The organism is Terrihabitans aquatilis, from assembly GCF_052542005.1.
Map to the genome: position 1 here is coordinate 58396 of NZ_JBOCUO010000004.1, position 17589 is coordinate 75984.

20 protein-coding genes are annotated in these 17589 nt (G+C 66.6%); 6 read left to right on the forward strand and 14 right to left on the reverse strand.

The genetic code is table 11. The features are described from left to right. Nucleotides 1-125 precede the first annotated feature (125 nt). Together ACQ6S1_RS15255 and ACQ6S1_RS15260 are read right to left on the reverse strand one after the other, a co-directional pair. Nucleotides 126-764, reverse strand: coding sequence for a nitroreductase family protein (locus ACQ6S1_RS15255; protein WP_445042097.1), 639 nt, complete (start codon nt 762-764; stop codon nt 126-128). Nucleotides 765-925: 161 nt separating this feature from the next. Then, nucleotides 926-1834, reverse strand: coding sequence for a pentapeptide repeat-containing protein (locus ACQ6S1_RS15260; RefSeq protein ID WP_445042098.1), 909 nt, complete (start codon nt 1832-1834; stop codon nt 926-928). 95 nt (nt 1835-1929) lie between these two features. Here ACQ6S1_RS15260 and ACQ6S1_RS15265 point away from each other — a divergent pair, with 95 nt between their 5' ends. Then, on the forward strand, nt 1930-2379 hold the full coding sequence (locus ACQ6S1_RS15265; RefSeq protein WP_445042099.1) for a hypothetical protein: 450 nt from the start codon (nt 1930-1932) through the stop codon (nt 2377-2379). Between the two features lie 137 nt (nt 2380-2516). Here the strand turns inward: ACQ6S1_RS15265 and ACQ6S1_RS15270 are convergent, their stop codons facing one another. The 10 genes from ACQ6S1_RS15270 to phnG all read right to left on the reverse strand — a co-directional run bounded on the left by ACQ6S1_RS15270 (nt 2517) and on the right by phnG (nt 9886). Next, nucleotides 2517-2894, reverse strand: a complete 378-nt coding sequence (locus ACQ6S1_RS15270) for an I78 family peptidase inhibitor (RefSeq protein WP_445042100.1) — start codon at nt 2892-2894, stop codon at nt 2517-2519. A gap of 135 nt (nt 2895-3029) precedes the next feature. Next, nucleotides 3030-3593: an MOSC domain-containing protein gene (locus tag ACQ6S1_RS15275; protein WP_445042101.1), complete on the reverse strand. Its 564-nt coding sequence runs from the start codon at nt 3591-3593 to the stop codon at nt 3030-3032. A gap of 28 nt (nt 3594-3621) precedes the next feature. Next, complete coding sequence (gene phnN / locus ACQ6S1_RS15280) at nt 3622-4200, reverse strand: phosphonate metabolism protein/1,5-bisphosphokinase (PRPP-forming) PhnN (protein WP_445042102.1); 579 nt, start codon at nt 4198-4200, stop codon at nt 3622-3624. Beyond that, entirely contained in the window at nt 4197-5339 is a 1143-nt protein-coding gene (locus ACQ6S1_RS15285; protein WP_445042103.1) for an alpha-D-ribose 1-methylphosphonate 5-triphosphate diphosphatase, read from the reverse strand. The genes phnN and ACQ6S1_RS15285 overlap by 4 nt, the downstream gene beginning before the upstream one ends. Before the next feature lie 17 nt (nt 5340-5356). After that, nucleotides 5357-6061: a phosphonate C-P lyase system protein PhnL gene (gene phnL / locus ACQ6S1_RS15290; protein ID WP_445042104.1), complete on the reverse strand. Its 705-nt coding sequence runs from the start codon at nt 6059-6061 to the stop codon at nt 5357-5359. A gap of 3 nt (nt 6062-6064) precedes the next feature. Continuing rightward, complete coding sequence (gene phnK / locus ACQ6S1_RS15295; protein WP_445042105.1) at nt 6065-6838, reverse strand: phosphonate C-P lyase system protein PhnK; 774 nt, start codon at nt 6836-6838, stop codon at nt 6065-6067. Further along, entirely contained in the window at nt 6835-7746 is a 912-nt protein-coding gene (locus tag ACQ6S1_RS15300) for an alpha-D-ribose 1-methylphosphonate 5-phosphate C-P-lyase PhnJ (RefSeq protein ID WP_445042106.1), read from the reverse strand. The genes phnK and ACQ6S1_RS15300 overlap by 4 nt, the downstream gene beginning before the upstream one ends. Next, nucleotides 7743-8840 carry a carbon-phosphorus lyase complex subunit gene (locus ACQ6S1_RS15305; protein ID WP_445042107.1) on the reverse strand — a complete coding sequence of 366 codons (1098 nt, stop codon included), beginning with the start codon at nt 8838-8840 and terminating at the stop codon, nt 7743-7745. Before ACQ6S1_RS15305 ends, ACQ6S1_RS15300 begins: the two co-directional genes overlap by 4 nt. Nucleotides 8841-8843: 3 nt before the next feature. Beyond that, nucleotides 8844-9428 (reverse strand): phosphonate C-P lyase system protein PhnH, encoded by a 585-nt coding sequence (gene phnH, locus ACQ6S1_RS15310; RefSeq protein WP_445042108.1) that lies wholly within the window; start codon nt 9426-9428, stop codon nt 8844-8846. 2 nt (nt 9429-9430) lie between these two features. Then, complete coding sequence (gene phnG, locus ACQ6S1_RS15315; RefSeq protein ID WP_445042109.1) at nt 9431-9886, reverse strand: phosphonate C-P lyase system protein PhnG; 456 nt, start codon at nt 9884-9886, stop codon at nt 9431-9433. A gap of 67 nt (nt 9887-9953) precedes the next feature. Here phnG and phnF point away from each other — a divergent pair, with 67 nt between their 5' ends. Both phnF and ACQ6S1_RS15325 read left to right on the forward strand, forming a co-directional pair. After that, nucleotides 9954-10700 (forward strand): phosphonate metabolism transcriptional regulator PhnF, encoded by a 747-nt coding sequence (phnF, locus tag ACQ6S1_RS15320; RefSeq protein WP_445042110.1) that lies wholly within the window; start codon nt 9954-9956, stop codon nt 10698-10700. Between the two features lie 10 nt (nt 10701-10710). Next, nucleotides 10711-11319 (forward strand): TetR/AcrR family transcriptional regulator, encoded by a 609-nt coding sequence (locus ACQ6S1_RS15325; protein WP_445042111.1) that lies wholly within the window; start codon nt 10711-10713, stop codon nt 11317-11319. A gap of 13 nt (nt 11320-11332) precedes the next feature. On the opposite strand, the gene ACQ6S1_RS15330 is transcribed toward ACQ6S1_RS15325, so the two are convergent. After that, on the reverse strand, nt 11333-11878 hold the full coding sequence (locus ACQ6S1_RS15330) for a methylated-DNA--[protein]-cysteine S-methyltransferase (protein WP_445042112.1): 546 nt from the start codon (nt 11876-11878) through the stop codon (nt 11333-11335). Nucleotides 11879-12086: 208 nt separating this feature from the next. Here ACQ6S1_RS15330 and ACQ6S1_RS15335 point away from each other — a divergent pair, with 208 nt between their 5' ends. The 3 genes from ACQ6S1_RS15335 to ACQ6S1_RS15345 are packed head-to-tail and all read left to right on the forward strand — an operon-like array spanning nt 12087 to nt 15661. Then, nucleotides 12087-13394, forward strand: a complete 1308-nt coding sequence (locus tag ACQ6S1_RS15335; RefSeq protein ID WP_445042113.1) for a glycerate kinase type-2 family protein — start codon at nt 12087-12089, stop codon at nt 13392-13394. Between the two features lie 14 nt (nt 13395-13408). Then, complete coding sequence (gene pyk, locus ACQ6S1_RS15340) at nt 13409-14827, forward strand: pyruvate kinase (protein WP_445042117.1); 1419 nt, start codon at nt 13409-13411, stop codon at nt 14825-14827. Nucleotides 14828-14887: 60 nt separating this feature from the next. Further along, nucleotides 14888-15661, forward strand: a complete 774-nt coding sequence (locus ACQ6S1_RS15345; RefSeq protein WP_445042114.1) for a fumarylacetoacetate hydrolase family protein — start codon at nt 14888-14890, stop codon at nt 15659-15661. 326 nt (nt 15662-15987) lie between these two features. Here the strand turns inward: ACQ6S1_RS15345 and frc are convergent, their stop codons facing one another. Next, nucleotides 15988-17241 carry a formyl-CoA transferase gene (gene frc / locus ACQ6S1_RS15350; RefSeq protein WP_445042115.1) on the reverse strand — a complete coding sequence of 418 codons (1254 nt, stop codon included), beginning with the start codon at nt 17239-17241 and terminating at the stop codon, nt 15988-15990. Nucleotides 17242-17589 lie beyond the last annotated feature (348 nt).

Sequence of the window (17589 nt, forward strand, 5' to 3'; positions counted from 1 at the left end):
TCTGCGAAGCAGGTAACCTCAAGAGATACAGAGATCTACACAATGGTTGCGTGGCAAAGGCGGGTGCCGTCGCCACGGCACCGCACCTCGGCGACATCGCCCACCCACGTCGCGGGAACGCCGGCTCAATCGATCCGGGTGACGAAATTGTCGCGCTCGCGCCTGACCTTCTTCAGATCGACGAGCCAATCGCCTTCCAAGGCGCGGTAGCCGAGCGGCAGCAGAACCACGCTGCGCAGGTTCCGGGCTCCGAGATCGAGGATGTCATCGACCTTCGCCGGCTCGAAACCTTCCATGGGCGTCGAATCCACCTCTTCGAAAGCGGCCGCGATCAGGGCCGCTCCAAGACCGATATAGGCCTGCCGTGCAGCCGCCTGGAAATTGGCCTCGGTCCCGCGCTCGGAAACAATGCCGAGCAACCGCCGCCGATAGGCTTCCCAGCCTTCGTTCTCAAAACCTCTGACTTGGTTGGTGAGATCGAACATCATGTTGACGCGGTCGGCCGTGATGTCGTCCCATGCGGCGAACACCAGGAGATGCGAGCAATCGGTGATCTGCGCCTGATCCCAGGCCGCCGCGCGTATCCTGGCGCGGATATCGGCATTGGTCACGACGATCAGCTCGAACGGCTGAAGCCCGCTTGAGGTCGGCGCGAGCCGCACCGCTTCGACGATGCGGTCGAGAACCTCCTCGGAAACCTTCTTCCCCGCATCATATCGCTTTGTCGCGTAGCGCCATGCCAATCTGTCGTTGACGGTCGTCATCTCGTATTCCTTCACGTCCAATATAAAGACAGCGGCGGTCGCCCAGAGGCGCGCCGTGCCGGGATCGATAAAAGATCGGATCAGGACTCGAGAAAAGCTGGCTCGATGCATGGCGATGCTGCTGCCCACGCAGCAATGCAGCCCTTGCGCATCGTATAACCTTACCAGTGCGGACCCTCGCCCCTTTCCTTCGCAGGCTCGGCGATGAGGTTGATATAGTCTTCCGTCCATTCGATGAGCATACGAAGAACCAACCCTCCCGGAGTGGGGCTGTCGGGCCGATCGGATGGTTGCAGGAAACCGAACAATGTCTCGCAGGCCTGCCTGTCCTCGGCACAGGACGGCGGCCGGGTGAGCCGTTCGTTTCTGGCAGCACACAGCGTCCGCCAGAAACTTGCAGAACGCGCACCGGCGAACTCGAACTGGACCGCGCCATCTCGCAGGGCCGACAGAAGCGCGGGAACGTGGCCGCGGTTGTGCGTGAGATGCATCCAGTACTCGGCCTTGAAGAACGGCGCGAAGCAGGCCCTATCGAGGAGCATTCCTTCGAAGTCGCCCGTTAGGCTCTTCGGCTGGAATTTTGCCTCGGAGAAATCCGCGTCCCTCAAATCGCCTGCGAAAATCTCGGGGCTGAACTCGGCGCGTTTGAACGACGCATGGCGCAGGCAGGCCCCCGTAAAATCCGCATGGTTGAAGAAACTGCGCTCGACATGGGCATGCTCCCATCCCGTGCCCGACAGATCGGCATGGCTGAGATCGCATTTGCGAACGTGGGAATGGAAGAACGTCGCGCCGACGAGCGTGGCGCCCTCAGCGCTTCCTGCGAGATCGCAGTGATGGAAAAGAGCGCCGGTCAGGTCCGCGCCGGGCACGTGCAGATAGCTGGAATGTCCCGAGAAGATGATGCCTTTGAGGTCGGCGCCGGTCAGATCGGCGTCTGCGGACATGGCCTGATGATAGGCTTCCGCGAGCTTGGCTCCCTGAGGAAGAGGAAACTCGCTTTCTACCGTTCCGGCGAAAAGGACCGCGCCGGTATGACGATGGACAATCGTGACGTCTTCAACGGCCATTGCGTGTCGCCACTCCTTTTTCCTGGCGGAGACTGTCCACGACAGGCAGAAATTTCAACACCACAGCGCTACTTACGCGGCAGATGACGGGATCCATGACGCGCGAAGCCACCTTCACCCTTATCCCACGCGACCTCAATCAGGGGGTGCGCCTGCACACGTTCAGCAATTATCGGCAGACGAAGACCATTGCGAAGCTCGTCATCCTTTGGGCTGTCGCAACGGCGCTCACGTTCGTGATCGCCTATGACGACCGGCACACATGGCCCGAGCGCCTGCACGACGCGGCACCCATCGCGTTCGTTTTCGCGGCCGTCATACTCGGCACCATTTTCGGTGTGCCGCTGCTGCTGGCCCCGCTCGCCATTCGAAAGCGGTTCCGGCAGGAAAAGTTCCTGCGCGAGCCGGTCACCGTCTCATGGGATGAGAAATCCTATGCGGTCGTGCATCCCAATACGCAGTCTCGGCTGGCGTGGACGGACTATGTCTTCCTTCGTGAGAACCGCAACGTCTTCACCTTCGCGATCTCGAACTTCAACTATTAGGTCCTGCCGAAGCGGGCGCTGACGACCGGGCAGATCGAAGACCTCCGCACGATCATCCGGCAGAACGCTTGAGAGACGCTCAAGCGACAAGCCTCCGGACCTGCTCTGGAGCCGCCGCGTTCACCGAAGGGCGGTCTCTATCCGCAGGAGGCGGCGGTCACGCGGCCCGCCGGATCCACCGTCACCGTTACCCGATCGGTGCGGAAGTCCTGCGTGACCATATCGCCCGGTGCGATCCGCCGGACGATGGCGGCGCCGGTTTGCCGGAGAATATCGGCATCGCTGCCGGCAGCCTGCCCCACAAGCGCCGCGGCGGCTTCCCTCTGGCATGTCTTGGCGCCCGCACCTTTCGCCTCGCCGGTCGCCTCGGTGGGGCCGCAAGCGCCCAGCAGCGCCAGTGCCAGCAGCGCCACCGGCCCGCCGACGAGACCCGCCGTTCCCGACCGTCGCGGCACCGCATCAGCCACGCATTCCCGAACGCTCCCGGATCGGCAGGCCGTCCTCTCGGTCACCATGTGGATGCTCCTTGTGTCGCCGGCCGCGACTCATAGCACGGCGGGACGAATGGCTTGGGCGGCAACCCGTTTCGCCTCCCCACGGGGGGGTCTTGCATCATGAGACGATAACAGGCCAACAAAAAGCCGGCGCCCTCACACCTTGTCGAGCTTGCGGTGCGGCTCGGGCGGCAGCTCCACGCGGATCGCATCGCCCGCCGCGATGTCGCCGCCCTCCAGCACCACGCTCATCACGCCGCTCTTGCGAACCAGATTGCCGTCCGCGTCGTGGTCGAGCAGCGCGTGCATCAGCCCCTTTTGGAAATCATCGATCTGGACGCACGGATTGCGCAGGCCGGTCACCTCCACCACGGCGCTCGCGCCGATGTGGAGCCGTGTGCCTTCCGGCAGGCCCAGCAGGTCCACACCGCGCGTCAGCACGTTCTCGCCCAGATCGCCTGGCCTCACGTCAAACCCCCGCCCGGCCAGCTCCTCGAACAGCTCGGAATGGATCAAGTGCACCTGCCGCAGATTGGGCTGCGTCGGGTCGCGCCCCACACGCGAGAGGTGCTGCACCGTCACGCCGAGATGCGCATCGCCCTCCACTCCCAGTCCCTTCAGCAGGGTGATGCTGGTTTCCAGCTCCTTGCTGAAATGATGATCGCCGCTGCGAGCAACCGACAACACGGTTCCGTCTGCGGGTTGGGAGGGGGACGTCATGGAAAGCACCTCGTCATGAAACGAAAGATCAGGAAGGAATGGGCAGCCGCTTCGCATGCTGCACGAGAATGTCGAGGAACGCGCGGCTCGCCTCGGCCAGCGTGCGGTCGTTGACCACACGCGCATCCGCCTCGACCGGGACGGCACGCGAACGGGCCAGCCGCTCGGCGAGATCGCCGTCTTCGGCCCGCCCCCGCCGGGCCAGCCGCTCCGCCAGCACCTCCACAGGCGCGGTGATTTCCACCACGAGGACGTTCGGCAGATCGACGCGCGCCCGCTCCACCACCCGGCGCGAGACGTTGCAGACCACGATCCGCCCATCCCCCGCCGCCCGTCGCGCCTCGCCCGGCACGGCATAGGCCAGGCCGTGGGCGCGCCAGCACAGCGCGAACGCACCGCGTGCCTCGGCCGCCGCGAAGTCGGCCTCGCCCAGCGTGTCGTGATCCTCCGCCTCGGAACTCGGGCGGGTCACGATGCGGCGCGGAAAGACGAAGCGCCCGTCTCCCGCCAGAGCCTCGCGCGCAAGATCGATCAGGCTGTCCTTGCCTGCGCCGCTCGGCCCCACCACGAGGATGAAGCCGCCCGCGCTCCGGTCGGGATCGCTCACACCACCCGCTCCCCTTCGCGCCACACACGGCGCACCACGGGGATGTCGGAGGCCATCGTCACCTGGACGAGGTCGGCCCGCAGCCCGGGTGCGATCTCGCCGCGGTCGTTCAGCCCACTCGCCAGCGCCGGCGCCCGCGTCACCTTCCGCACGGCGGCGGAAAGGTCGGTGCCCGCCAGGTTCCGCAGCGCGAACGCCGCCATCAGCAGGCTGGCCGGCACGTAGTCCGACGACAGGATGTCCAGCCCGTCATGCTCGGCCAGATCGAGTGCCGCCAGATTGCCGGAATGCGAGCCGCCGCGGATGATGTTGGGCGCGCCCATCATCACCGCGATGCCGTTTTCGCGCAGCGCCAGGGCCGCTTCCAGCGTGGTCGGGAACTCGGCCAGCGATACGCCCTCCTCCACCGAATTCGCCACCTCGTCGAGCGTGGTGTCGTCATGGCTCGCCAGCGGCACGTTGTGCTGCCGGGCGAACGCGATCACGCGCGGCCGGTTACGCGCCGAATGCTCGCCGTTCTCGGCGATGCGGCGGTCCATCTGATGGGTGAATTCCTGCAGGGATTTGCCGGTCTTCCCCATGTAATAGATCAGGTACTTGTCGATATCGCGGAACTGCCGCTGCCCCGGCGTGTGGTCCATCAGCGACATCAGGCTGATGCGATGGCACGCCGAAAACTCCTCGATCGATTCCATCAGATCGGGCGAAGGCACCTCGCAGCGCAGATGCGTCAGATGCTCGGCGCGGAACAGGCCCGACGTCCGCGCCTCGTCCAGCGCGTCGCCCAGATCCATCAGATCCGCCCCCAGCCCGCCGCCGTCGAGATCGGAGCCAGCGCGCAGCGAATCGAACACGGTGGTGATGCCGGACGCCGCGATCTGCGCGTCATAGGCCAGCACCGCGCCCAGCGGGTTCCACCGCACCTTGGGGCGCGGCACGTAATGGCTTTCCAGATGGTCGGTGTGCAATTCCACCAGACCGGGGATCAGATAATCGCCGCCGAGATCGAGCCCGCGCTCGGGCGCGCGCCCCTCGCCGTGCTCCAGAATGGCGCCGTTCTCCACGGCCACCCAGCCGCGCACCACCCGGTCGGCCAGAACGAGTTCCGCGTTTTCGATCAGTCTCAGATTCTCATGCATGTCGGTTGCGGATCCTTTCAGGCCGCGGCTCTAGCGCCCGTGCGTGTCACGTCCACGACACGGTCGGCCACGTGCCCGCGCACCTCCTCGTCGTGGAAGATGCCGATGATGGCGGTGCCGGCCCGTTTCTTCTCCTCGATCAGCCGCACAACCACTGCCCGGTTCTCGGCGTCGAGAGAGGCGGTCGGCTCGTCCAGCAGCAGAATTGGCCGCTCGGCGATCAGGCCGCGTGCGATGTTGACGCGCTGCTGCTCGCCACCGGAAAAGGTCGCCGGCGGCAGGCTCCACAGCCGTTCGGGCACGTTCAGCGCCGCCAGCAGTTCGGCCGCGCGTTCATTCGCCGCCTCTCGCGACAGCCCGCCCTCGCGCCCGGCGGCCGCAACCACCTCCCGCGTCCCCACACGGGGGATCACCCGCAGGAACTGGCTGACATAACCGATCACGCTCCGCCGCAGCGCCAGCACACGGCGCGGTTCGGCGTTCGCCAAATCGACCATCTCCTCGCCGTCGCGCACCAGAACGCGGCCCACGTCGCAGCGATAATTGCCGTAGGCAATCTTCAGCAGTGAGGACTTGCCCGCACCGGAGGGGCCGCCCAGCACCACGCATTCGCCAGGCCGGGCGTCAAAGCTGACATCACGAACCGCATCGAGCCGCATTCCGCCCTGAAGGTGCAGGGTGAAGGTCTTGGAGACGTGTTCGAGAACAATGAGAGGGCGCATGTGTCAGGCCGCCAGAACGGAGGAGACGAGAAGCTGGGTGTAGGCGGCGTGCGGATCGTCCAGCACCTGGTCGGTCAGCCCGGTCTCGATCACGCGGCCCCCGCGCATCACCATGATGCGGTGGGAGAGCAGCCGCGCCACCGCCAGATCGTGCGTCACGATGATCACCGCGAGGCCGAGATCGGCGACGAGGCCGCGGATCAAATCGAGCAGCCGCGCCTGCACCGAGACGTCGAGGCCCGACGTCGGCTCGTCCATGAAGACGAGGCGCGGTTCGGTCACAAGGTTGCGGGCGATCTGCAGCCGCTGCCGCATCCCGCCCGAGAAGGTGTGCGGGCTGTCGTCGATGCGCTGCGGGTCGATCTCGACGCGCTCCAGCCAGTCACCGGCCGTGCCGCGAATGTTGCCGTAATGGCGCGCGCCCACCGCCATCAGCCGCTCGCCCACATTGCCTCCCGCCGAGACCGGCATCCGCAGGCCCTGATTGGCGTCCTGCCGGATGAAGCCCCAATCGGTGCGCGCCAGAAGCCGCCGCTCCGCCTCGCTCAGAGTCGCGAGATCGCGCATCTCGCCGTCGCGCATCCGGTAGTGCACCCCGCCCGCATCCGCTTCGACCTCGTTGGCGAGCAGGCCGAGCAAGGTCGATTTGCCGGAGCCGGATTCGCCGACCACCGCCAGCACCTCGCCCTCGTGCAGGTCGAGCGAGATGCCATCGCAGGCCGTGCGATTGCCGAAGCGTTTCGTCAGCCCTCGCGCCGAGAGAAGAGCCCCGCTCATGGCCGCACCTCCTCAGCCGGGGCGGCCAGCGGGTTCACGCCCAGCGCGCCCACATGCCCGGCCTCTCGGCGCTCCTCGCAGAAATCGGTGTCCGAGCACACGAACATCCGCCCGCCGCGATCGTCCAGCACCACCTCGTCGAGGTAGACGCCCTCCGCACCGCACAGCGCACACGGCTCCTTGAAGGTCTGCACCCGGAACGGATGGTCTTCGAAATCGAGGCTTCGCACCCTCGTGTGCGGCGGCACGGCATAGATCCGCTTCTCGCGGCCGGCGCCGAACAATTGCAGCGCCGGGCTCATGTCCATCTTCGGATTGTCGAATTTCGGGATCGGCGAGGGGTCCATCACATAGCGGCCCGCCACCTCCACCGGGTAGGCATAGGTCGTGGCAATGTGGCCGTGGCGCGAAATGTCCTCGTAGAGCTTCACATGCATTAGGCCGTATTCGGTCAACGCGTGCAGCTTGCGCGTCTCGGTCTCGCGCGGCTCCAGGAAGCGCAGCGGTTCGGGGATCGGCACCTGATAGACCAGAATTTGCCCGGCCTTCAGCGCGCGCTCCGGCACGCGGTGGCGGGTTTGGATTACGCTGGCCTCGGCCGTTTTCGTTGTGGTGCGCACGCTGGCGGTCTTGGCGAAGAAGGCGCGGATCGACACCGCATTGGTCGTGTCGTCCGACCCCTGGTCGATCACCTTCAGCACGTCGTCGGGCCCAAGGATCGAGGCCGTCACCTGCACCCCGCCCGTGCCCCAGCCATAGGGCATGGGCATTTCGCGGCTGGCGAACGGCACCTGATAGCCCGGCACCGCGATCGCCTTCAGGATGGCGCGCCGGATCATCCGCTTCGTCTGCTCGTCCAGATAGGCGAAATTGTAGCCGGTCGCCCCGGTGTTCGGTTCGGTGCTCATTCCGCAGCCTCCGGCACCGCCGCGCGGCGTGCCTCATATTCGGCCCGCATGGTCCGTACGAGGTCGAGTTCCGCCTGGAAGTCGACGTAATGCGGCAGCTTCAGATGTTCGACGAAGCCGGTCGCCTGCAGATTGTCGCAATGCGCCAGCACGAATTCTTCGTCCTGCGCCGGCGCGCCGGTCTCCTCGCCCAGCTCGCGCGCCCTGAGCGCGCGGTCCACCAGAGCCATGGCCATCGCCTTGCGCTCGCCGCGCCCGAAGGCGAGGCCGTAGCCGCGCGTGAATTGCGGCGGCACCGCCGCACTGCCGGTGAACTGCATCACCATCTCGCATTCGGTCACGGTCATGTCGCCGAGCGGCACCGCGAAGCCCAGTTCCTCGGGCACGAAGTCGATCTCGACCTCACCCACCCGCACCTCGCCGGTGAAGGGATGGGTGCGTCCGAAACCGCGCTGGGTCGAATAGCCGAGCGCCAGCACGAAGCCCTCATCGCCGCGCGCCAGTGCCTGCAGGCGCAGATCCCGCTTCGCCGGGAAGTCCAGCGGCTCACGCGTCAGGTCGGACACGTCGGCACCGTCCTCGGGTTCCGGCACAGCCTCCATCAGGCCTTCCGCGCCCAATATGGGCATCACATGCGGCATCGCTTCGCCAGAGGCTTCGGCCTCCGGCGCGCGCGGCGGCTCGCCGTTCGCCTCAAGCGCGAAATCGATCAGCCGGTGCGTGTAGTCGAAGGTCGGCCCCAGCACCTGCCCGCCCGGCATGTCCTTGAAGATCGCCGAAACCCGCCGCACCGCGTGCATCGCGCCGGTGTCCACCGGCTCCGACGCGCCGAAACGCGGCAGCGTGGTGCGGAACGCCCGCACCAAGAAAATAGCCTCGATCAGGTCGCCGCGCGCCTGCTTCAGAGCGAGCGCCGCAAGGTCGGGATCGTAGAGCGAGCCCTCGGTCATCACACGGTCCACCAGCAGCGTCAGCTGCTCGCGGATCTGCGCCGGTTCGAGCTCCGGCACCGCTACATCGCCGCGCCGCTCATGGTCCAGCAATCGGTGGGCGTTCCGGATGGCGGCCTCACCGCCCTTCACCGCGACATACATCGCTCAGACCTCCCCGATCTGGACGGAGCGAGGCAGGCCCACCACCTGCCCCGGCCCCGCTAGCACCACATCGACGCCGCAGGGAAACAGCGCGTGATTGTCCCGCCATTGCCGTTCGAAATCCGGCGGCAGCGGCCCGGCCCGCAGATTCGCGCTGCCCGCAATGCCCGGCCCGCGCAGCACGAGCCCGCCATCCTCGCCCAGCCGGTCCACCGCGATCAGCAGCGTGGTCGACCGGTCGGGATAAAGCGCATTGCCCGGCGCGAAAGCCGCGAGCGCGGGGCAGCGCGCCGCATCCTGCACCAGCGCGAACATCGCCCGCGCCGGCTCAGCCACGATCGGCGCGCCGGTGTAGAACTTCAGATACCGCACCACCTCGTCGGACGCGGCCAGGGTCGCGTCCAGCCAGATCGGCGTCTCGTGGTCGGCGAGCGTCAGGGCCAACGCCGCCAGTTCGGCGGCCAGCGGCTCGGGCGGAGACACCTCCGCCGGCAGTTCCTGCAGCGTCCCCGGCTCAGCCAGAGCCGCCATCACCGCGCGGAACACCGCCTGCGCCTCGAACACGGGATCGGCAAAAGCGTGCGCCATGCTCAATCCTCCCCGCGCGCCATGGTGAAGAAATCCACCTTCGTGGCCGCTACCTGCCGCCGTCGCCGCGCCTTCTCGGCGTCGACGCGGCTGCGGATCGGCGCGAACGCCGCCTCCAGTTCGGCCCGCCTCGGCGTCTGCCACAGCGCATCCAGCACGGCGGCCGCACGCGCCCGCGCCCGGTCGCGGCCCATCAGATAGGACACGCCGATCTCGCCGCTCGGCAGCCGCACCGCCGCGCGCGTCACGCTCACTTCGCCCACATTGAACGGTGCGCCCGTGCCGCCGATGCGCCCGCGCACCATCACGAGACCGAATTCCGGCGGTCGGATCTCCTCGACATCCGCACCGGCGCCCAGCGCCGTCACGGCCTCTTCGAGTTCGGCGCGAGTCGCCTGGGCATAAAGCGCCATTGCCGTTTGCCGGGAATCTCCAGCTTTCGTACACTCGCCGGTCATTGCAGCCACCAGATGATGATGTCTAATGATATAGACAACTGAACCGACACCTGCCAGTGAAAGTTTCATGACCAGCGCAGACCTCCTTTCCGACCCTCTCGTCCGCGGCTCCGGCCTCGCGGCCTGGCGCCAGATCGCCGACGCCATCGAGGCAGAGATCGTGTCCGGCCAACTCGCTCCGGGAGATCGCACCCCGCCGGAAATGCAGCTGGCGGCCCAATTCGGCGTCAATCGCCACACGGTGCGCCGCGCGCTCGTCCATCTCGCCCAGCGCGGGCTCGTCCGCTCCACGCAGGGCAAGGGCACGTTCGTCGAGCCGCGCCCCCTGCCCTATCCCATCGGCCGTAAGACGCGCTTTTCCGAGGTCATGGCGAAAGCCGGCAAGGAGGCGCGGGGCGAGCTTCTGCACGCCGAGCACGTCCAGGCCGACGCCCAGGTGGCCGACGCCCTCGGCATCGAGCAGGGCACCCCGGTTCTGGAGATGCACAGCATCAACCGCGCCGACGGCGTGCCCATGTCCCTGTCGCGCACCTGGCTGCCCCTGCCGCGCTTCATGGGGCTGGAGGAGATCTTCGCCCGCAAGGGTTCGCTGACGAAGGCCTACACGAAATACGGCCTCACCGATTACCGCCGCCTGTCGACGCGCATCGCCGCCCGGGCCGCCGATCCGGAGGAGGCCCGCCTTCTCGCCATTCCCGCCGGCCGCACGCTGCTCGTGGTCAGCAGCGTCAATGTCGACATGGAGGGCACCCGCATCCAGGCCACCCAGTCGCGCTTCGCCGCGGACCGGGTCGAGCTGGTCATCGAGCGCTAGGCCCGGCCGCATGGATCCCGCGCTCCCCGCCCCGCGCGAGCCGCAGAGAAAACGCGGCCGCGCCCGCGTTGCCGCGCTGATGAAGGCAGCGGCCGAATTGTTCGTGGAAAAGGGCTTCGAGGCCACCACCATGACGGAGATCGCGGCCCGTGCCGGCGGCTCCATCGGCTCGCTCTATCTGTTCTTCCCCACCAAGGAGGCGCTGGCCCACGCCACGCTGACGGCGCTCGCGGACGAGCTCGGCGCCCGCCTCGATGCTTTGGAAGAGGAGGCCGCGCAGCTGTCGCCCGCCGGCATCGCCGAGCGCCTGTTCGCGCAGCTCGCCACCTTCCTCGGCGAGCACCCGGAATACGGCGCCCTGCTCGACCTGCCGGGAGAGGCGGGCTGGCGCCGCACCGTCCGGCTGCGGCGGCGCACGCAGATCATGGGCCTGTTCGCCCGTGCCCGCCCCCCGCTGCCGCCCGAAAAGGCCGAGCGCATGGCCGTCATCATCCCGCAGCTGATGCGCATCGGCTCCATCGTGGATGCCGAGGCCGGCCTGCGCGAGGGCGTGTTCGAGGAGGTGCGGCTGATGCTGCACCGCCATCTTGAGGCCATGGCCGACGACGCGGACGCCTGAGCCCGCGCGGCCTTCAGGAGGCGGCCTGCGCCTCCCGCGCCAGCAGAGCGCGCTTGCGGTCCACGCCCCAGCGATAGCCCGAGGCTCCGCCGTCCGAGCGCACCACGCGATGGCATGGAATGGCCACGGCCACCGGGTTGGCCCCGCAGGCCCGCGCCACGGCGCGCACTGCGGCCGGCTGGCCGATCCGGCGCGCCAGTTCCGCATAGCTCACGGTCTGCCCGGCCGGGATGTCGAGCAGCGCCCGCCACACATTCTTCTGGAACGGCGTGCCCCGCGCATCGACGGACACGCCGAACGCCCCGCTTGGCGCATCGATGAAATCCGCCACCTCCCGCACCACGTCGTCCATGCTGCGATCGGCCGCCGGGCCGGCACCCGGAAGGCGCGTCGTCACATCCGCCACCAGCGCCTCGGAATCATCGCCCAGCAGGATGGCGCAAATGCCCGCTTCGCTGCGCGCGACGAGCAGCTGCCCCAGCGAGCATTCGCCCAGCCCGAACACGATATCCGGCCGGTTTTCCCCTCGGCCTGCTTCGGAATTGACGGTTTTCAACATTCTGACACCTCCCTCGGTTAGGGCATCTTTGAACGCTACCGCTGGTCAAGCCGCGTGGAAGCCTGTAATCCGCCAAATCGGTCCCGCGCGGGAGATCAGGAAACACTTGTCCACGCCTGCGCCGCAATTTTGTGGCGCGTGGTATGCCAGGTGTTGAAATCCCGGCGCACTTCATCCATCAAGTCACCTCTTTCGGCGGAAGGCAAATATGGAACCGGGCACCGCCCCTTCGGCATCTGTTCCTCACTCTCCGCAAGACCTGCTGCGTGCGATGTTCGACGCGGCCGTGTCGGCGGCACTCCCCTCCCGGATCGTCGCGGAGCATCTTCCGCCCCGGCCGAAGGGCCGCACCATCGTGGTCGGCGCCGGCAAGGCCTCCGCGGCCATGGCCAAGGCGGTCGAGGAAAATTGGGACGGGCCCCTCGAAGGCCTCGTCGTCACCCGCTACGGCCATGCCGCGCTTTGCCAGCACATCGAGATCGTCGAAGCCTCCCATCCGGTGCCCGATCAGGCTGGCCAGGATGCCGCCGGCCGCATTCTCGATATGGTCGGCGGCCTCACCGAAGATGATCTGGTCATCGCGCTCATTTCGGGCGGCGGCTCGGCCCTGCTGGCGCTCCCGGTCGAGGGGCTGACCCTTCAGGACAAGCAGGCCGTCAACAAGGCCCTGCTCGCCTCCGGCGCGTCGATCGACGAGATGAATTGCGTGCGCAAGCACCTGTCGGCCATCAAGGGCGGGCGTCTCGCCGCAGCGGCCTATCCCGCGCGTCTCGTCTCCCTGCTGATTTCGGACGTTCCGGGAGATGATCCCTCGGTCATCGCCTCGGGGCCCACCGTGCCCGACCGCACCACCTTCGCCGATGCCCTGGCCATCGTCCGCAAATACGGCATCGCCGAGCCGAAAGCCGCGATCGACCATCTGGAAAAGGCTGCCGACGAGAGCATCAAGCCGGGTGACGAGCGCCTGTCGCGCACCGAAACCGTGCTCATCGCCACGCCCCAGCTGTCGCTGGAAGCGGCGGCCGCCATCGCACGCGAGGCCGGGATCACCCCTCTCATCCTGGGTGACGCCATCGAGGGCGAGGCCCGCGAGGTCGCCCGCGTCATGGCGGGCATCACCCATCAGGTCGTGCGCTACGGGCAGCCGGCGCAGACGCCCTGCGTGCTGCTCTCGGGCGGCGAGACCACCGTCACCGTGCGTGGCAAGGGTCGCGGCGGCCGCAACGCCGAATTCCTGCTGGCGCTGACGGTCGCCCTCGGCGGCCTGCCGAACGTCCACGCCCTCGCCGCCGACACCGACGGCATCGACGGCAGCGAGGACAATGCCGGCGCCATCGCGCTGGACGACATCCTCAGCCGGGCCGAAACGCTCGGGGTCAAGGCCAAGGACCATCTTGCCAACAATGACGGCTATGGTTTCTTCGAGCGCCTGGATGCCCTCGTGAACACCGGCCCGACCTTGACCAATGTCAACGATTTCCGAGCCATTCTCATTCTTCAGGGAGGCGGGTTGTGAAGCCCGCGAAAACGATGCGTGACCGCAACACCAAGATCGTCGCGACCGTTGGCCCCGCCAGTTCGAGCCCGGAGCAGCTCCGCGCTCTGTTCGACGCCGGTGTCGACATGTTCCGGCTCAACATGAGCCATGGCACCCATGATGACCATGCAAGGCGCTTCGCCGCCATCCGCCAGATGGAGAAGGAGACGGGCCGTCCCGTCGGCATCCTGCTCGATCTGCAGGGCCCCAAGCTCCGCGTCGGCACCTTCAAGTCCGGCCCGGTCAACCTCGTCAACGGCGATCGTTTCCGCTTCGACCTGACGAACGAGCCCGGCGACAACACCCGCGCCTACCTGCCCCATCCGGAAATCTTCGCCGCCGCCCGCCCGGGCGTGCAGCTCCTGCTCGATGACGGCAAGATTCGCATGGAAGTCGAGGAGCATGGCGCCGATTACGCCATTGCCCGCATCGTCACCGGCGGCGTGCTGTCGGAGCGCAAGGGCGTCAGCGTCGTCGGCGCGGTGCTGCCGCTCGCGGCCCTCACCGAGAAGGACCATCGCGACCTGCACTTCGGCCTCGAGCAGGGCGCGGACTGGGTTGCCCTTTCCTTCGTCCAGCGTCCCGAGGACATCATCGAGGCGCGCGAGATCATCGGCGACCGCGCCCTCATCATGTCGAAGCTCGAGAAGCCTGCGGCGGTCGAGCGCCTTGAGGAGATCGTCCAGGAATCCGACGCCATCATGGTCGCCCGCGGCGACCTCGGCGTCGAGATGCAGCCGGAAGAGATCCCGCCGATCCAGCGCCGGATGATCAAGGTCTGCCGCGAATACGGCAAGCCGGTCGTCGTCGCCACGCAGATGCTGGAAAGCATGATCCAGACCCCGACGCCGACCCGCGCCGAGGCCTCCGACGTCGCCACTGCCGTCTACGAAGGCGCGGACGCCGTCATGCTGTCGGCCGAATCCGCTTCGGGCAAATTCCCGGTCGAGGCCGTCGCCATGATGAGCCGCATCGTCAGCTCGGTGGAGAAGGATCCGGACTACAAGCGCATCCTCTGCTTCTCGCAGCACAAGGCCAGCGCCACCATCGCGGACGCCATCTGCTCGGCTCTGCGCCAGACCGCCGACATCCTGCCGCTGGCAGCGGCCGTCACCTACACGACGACGGGCTCGACCACTCTGCGCGCCGCCCGCGAGCGGCCGCTGGTGCCGATCTTCTGCCTGACGCCGAGCCTCGCGACCGCGCGGCGCATGTCCTGCGTGTGGGGCGTCAGCGCCATCGTCACGCGCGATCTGGAGAAGGTGTCCGAGATCGTGGCCTTCGCGACCGACGCCGCCAAGGGCACGGGCGTGGCCAGCGACGGCGATTTCATCGCCGTCACCGCCGGCATGCCGTTCGCCCAGTCCGGCTCGACCAATCTGCTCCGCATCTTCCAGGTCGGCGCACTCTGACATCGGACGGCGCGCCGCAAAGGCGCGCCGCCACAATCAAGAAACGACGGGAAACGCTCGATGACTCAATGGATTCGCTTCCGCCACAACGGCGAAACACGCTTCGGCACGCTTGAGGGCGAACGCGTCGCCATCCATGACGGCACGCCGTTCGACGGCGCCACTCCGACCGGCGAGACCGCCGCGCTGGGCGATGTCGAGTTGCTCGCCCCGACCGAGCCCACCAAGGTCATCGCCTTGTGGAACAATTTCCACGCTTTGGCCGCCAAGCTCGACGTCGCCGAGCCGGCCGAACCCCTCTACCTCCTCAAGGCCATATCCTCCGTCACCGATCCCGGCGCGGTCGTGAGGCGCCCGAAATCCTATGACGGCCGCGTCGTCTACGAGGGCGAGCTCGGCATCGTCATCGGCAAGAAAACCACCAACGTCTCCGAGGAAGACGCCGCCGCTCACATCCTCGGCTACACCGTGGTCAACGACATCACGGCCGCCGACCTCATCCAGAAGGATCCGACGTTCCCGCAATGGGCGCGCGCCAAGGGCTTCGACGGCTTCGGCCCGTTCGGCCCTGTTGTCCAGACCGATGTGGATCCCGCTTCGCTGGTCGTCCGCACCGTGCTGAACGGCCAGGAACGTCAGAACTATCCGATCTCGGACATGATCTTCCCGGCCGCCCGCCTCGTCAGCCTGCTGTCGCACGACATGACCCTGAACCCCGGCGACCTCATCGCCTGCGGCACCTCGGTCGGCGTCGGCACCATGAAAGAGGCCGTCAACACGATCGAGATCGTCATCGACGGCATCGGTACCCTGACGAACACGGTCGAGCTCTGAACCTCGACAGCCCCGGCTGAACGGACCAAATGACAAGGCGCGGCCCCAAAGCCGCGCCTTTTTCCGTCGCATCAGGCCAAGCCGTTGATCGAGGGCCTTAGCCCCGACGCGACCAACCGGGTCCGGGCGCTCCGGGCAAGCCGCTCATACAGGCTGCCACATCGCCCGACGTCATTACGTGCACAGCCATCATCCGCGCACATCGGCACACACCGGCGCAGATCGGCACATCACAGGCACACCGATAGGCGCACCTATCCGCAGCCCTTCAGACAAACAAAAACGGCGCCCCGAAGGGCGCCGTTTCCGCAAGATTAATCGTCCGATCAGACAGCCTTGGCCTGATGCAGCTCGTCGATCTGCTCCTGGTTATAGCCCAGGCTGGCCAGCACTTCGTTGGTGTGCTGTCCGAGCAGCGGCGAAGCCGTGACCTCAACCTGCATGTTCGAGAACTTGATCGGGCTGCCGACGGTCAGATACTTGCCGAGCTTCGGATGGTCGACCTCGACCACCGTGCCGGACGCGCGCAGCGACGGATCGTTCGCGATTTCCTTCATCGACAGCACCGGAGCACACGGGATGTCGAACTTGCGAAGGATATCAACGGCTTCGAACTTGGTCTTGTCCGACAGCCATTCCTCGATGATCGCGAAGATGTCGAAGATCTTGTCCTGACGGGCTTCGGCCGTGTTGTACGCCGGATCGTCGATCCACTCTTCCTTGCCCAGCGCGCGGCAGATCGGCGCCCAGGCATGGCCCTGGATGGTGAAGTAGATGTAGGCGTTCGGGTCGGTTTCCCAGCCCTTGCACTTCAGCACCCAGCCCGGCTGGCCGCCGCCGCCGGCATTGCCGCCGCGCGGAACCACGTCCGAGAACTCGCCGTGCGGGTACTGGGGGTACTCTTCCAGATAGCCGATGGCGTCGAGGCGCTGCTGGTCACGCAGCTTGACGCGGCAGAGGTTGAGAACCGAGTCCTGCATGGACACGGCCACCTTCTGGCCCTTGCCGGTCTTGTTCTTGTGGTGCAGCGCGGTCAGGATGCCGATCGCGAGATGCATGCCGGTGTTCGAGTCACCGAGCGCCGCGGCCGACACGGTCGGCGGGCCGTCCCAGAAGCCGGTCGTCGAAGCCGCACCACCAGCGCACTGCGCCACGTTCTCGTAGACCTTCAGGTCCTCGTAATGATGGCCGTCCGAGAAGCCCTTCACCGAAGCCAGGATCATGGCCGGGTTCAGCTCCTGGATATGCTCCCAGCTGAAGCCCATGCGATCAAGCGCGCCAGGGCCGAAATTCTCGACCATCACGTCCGATTCCTGGATCAGCTTCGTCAGGACTTCCTTGCCCTGGGCGGTCTTGGTGTCGAGCGTCAGGGACTTCTTGTTGCTGTTCAGCATCGTGAAGTACAGCGCGTCGGCGTCGGGGATGTGGCGCAGCTGCGAACGGGTCACGTCGCCAGCACCGGGACGCTCAACCTTGATGACGTCGGCGCCGAACCAAGCGAGGAGCTGCGTGCAGGCCGGACCAGCCTGGACGTGCGTGAAATCGATGATCTTGATTCCGCTTAATGGCTTGTCGCTCATAATGCATACATCCCTTAGATTGTTTTGCTTTGTTCTCTCGCGGCATGCCGCTGCGAAAGAAGTGAACACTCAAGACGGCCTGTTCAAGAGCAGGCCTTCGGAAGTGGCGCCGATACTGGATCGGCCTATACTGATGAAACATGGATTTTCAGGCCAAACACACACACGGCCTGGCAAACGCTATTTGACTATTCACGACCGGGGCCTTGCTGACCCTCGTCTATTCAATAATCCGCCTCACGACGGCCCGCACATATAGCCGGACTGATGACCGAACGGCAACACGCAGGTTGCCCCGGCGCCTTTTTGGGCACCGGGGTTTTTCGTGGTGTTTTTTTATTTTGCGGA

Bases quoted from the DNA above. Each gene is read 5' to 3' on its own strand.
- phnH (WP_445042108.1), bottom strand. From the start codon at position 9,428: ATGGCGCACGCTTTTGCCGATCCCGTGTTCGAGGCGCAGGCGGTGTTC.
- ACQ6S1_RS15300 (WP_445042106.1), bottom strand. From the start codon at position 7,746: ATGAGCACCGAACCGAACACCGGGGCGACCGGCTACAATTTCGCCTAT.
- ACQ6S1_RS15260 (WP_445042098.1), bottom strand. From the start codon at position 1,834: ATGGCCGTTGAAGACGTCACGATTGTCCATCGTCATACCGGCGCGGTC.
- frc (WP_445042115.1), bottom strand. From the start codon at position 17,241: ATGAGCGACAAGCCATTAAGCGGAATCAAGATCATCGATTTCACGCAC.
- phnG (WP_445042109.1), bottom strand. From the start codon at position 9,886: ATGACCGGCGAGTGTACGAAAGCTGGAGATTCCCGGCAAACGGCAATG.
- ACQ6S1_RS15275 (WP_445042101.1), bottom strand. From the start codon at position 3,593: ATGACGTCCCCCTCCCAACCCGCAGACGGAACCGTGTTGTCGGTTGCT.
- ACQ6S1_RS15270 (WP_445042100.1), bottom strand. From the start codon at position 2,894: ATGGTGACCGAGAGGACGGCCTGCCGATCCGGGAGCGTTCGGGAATGC.
- phnL (WP_445042104.1), bottom strand. From the start codon at position 6,061: ATGCGCCCTCTCATTGTTCTCGAACACGTCTCCAAGACCTTCACCCTG.
- phnF (WP_445042110.1), top strand. From the start codon at position 9,954: ATGACCAGCGCAGACCTCCTTTCCGACCCTCTCGTCCGCGGCTCCGGC.
- ACQ6S1_RS15335 (WP_445042113.1), top strand. From the start codon at position 12,087: ATGGAACCGGGCACCGCCCCTTCGGCATCTGTTCCTCACTCTCCGCAA.
- phnK (WP_445042105.1), bottom strand. From the start codon at position 6,838: ATGAGCGGGGCTCTTCTCTCGGCGCGAGGGCTGACGAAACGCTTCGGC.
- ACQ6S1_RS15305 (WP_445042107.1), bottom strand. From the start codon at position 8,840: ATGTATGTCGCGGTGAAGGGCGGTGAGGCCGCCATCCGGAACGCCCAC.
- ACQ6S1_RS15325 (WP_445042111.1), top strand. From the start codon at position 10,711: ATGGATCCCGCGCTCCCCGCCCCGCGCGAGCCGCAGAGAAAACGCGGC.
- ACQ6S1_RS15330 (WP_445042112.1), bottom strand. From the start codon at position 11,878: ATGTTGAAAACCGTCAATTCCGAAGCAGGCCGAGGGGAAAACCGGCCG.
- ACQ6S1_RS15265 (WP_445042099.1), top strand. From the start codon at position 1,930: ATGACGCGCGAAGCCACCTTCACCCTTATCCCACGCGACCTCAATCAG.
- ACQ6S1_RS15285 (WP_445042103.1), bottom strand. From the start codon at position 5,339: ATGCATGAGAATCTGAGACTGATCGAAAACGCGGAACTCGTTCTGGCC.
- pyk (WP_445042117.1), top strand. From the start codon at position 13,409: ATGCGTGACCGCAACACCAAGATCGTCGCGACCGTTGGCCCCGCCAGT.
- ACQ6S1_RS15345 (WP_445042114.1), top strand. From the start codon at position 14,888: ATGACTCAATGGATTCGCTTCCGCCACAACGGCGAAACACGCTTCGGC.
- ACQ6S1_RS15255 (WP_445042097.1), bottom strand. From the start codon at position 764: ATGACGACCGTCAACGACAGATTGGCATGGCGCTACGCGACAAAGCGA.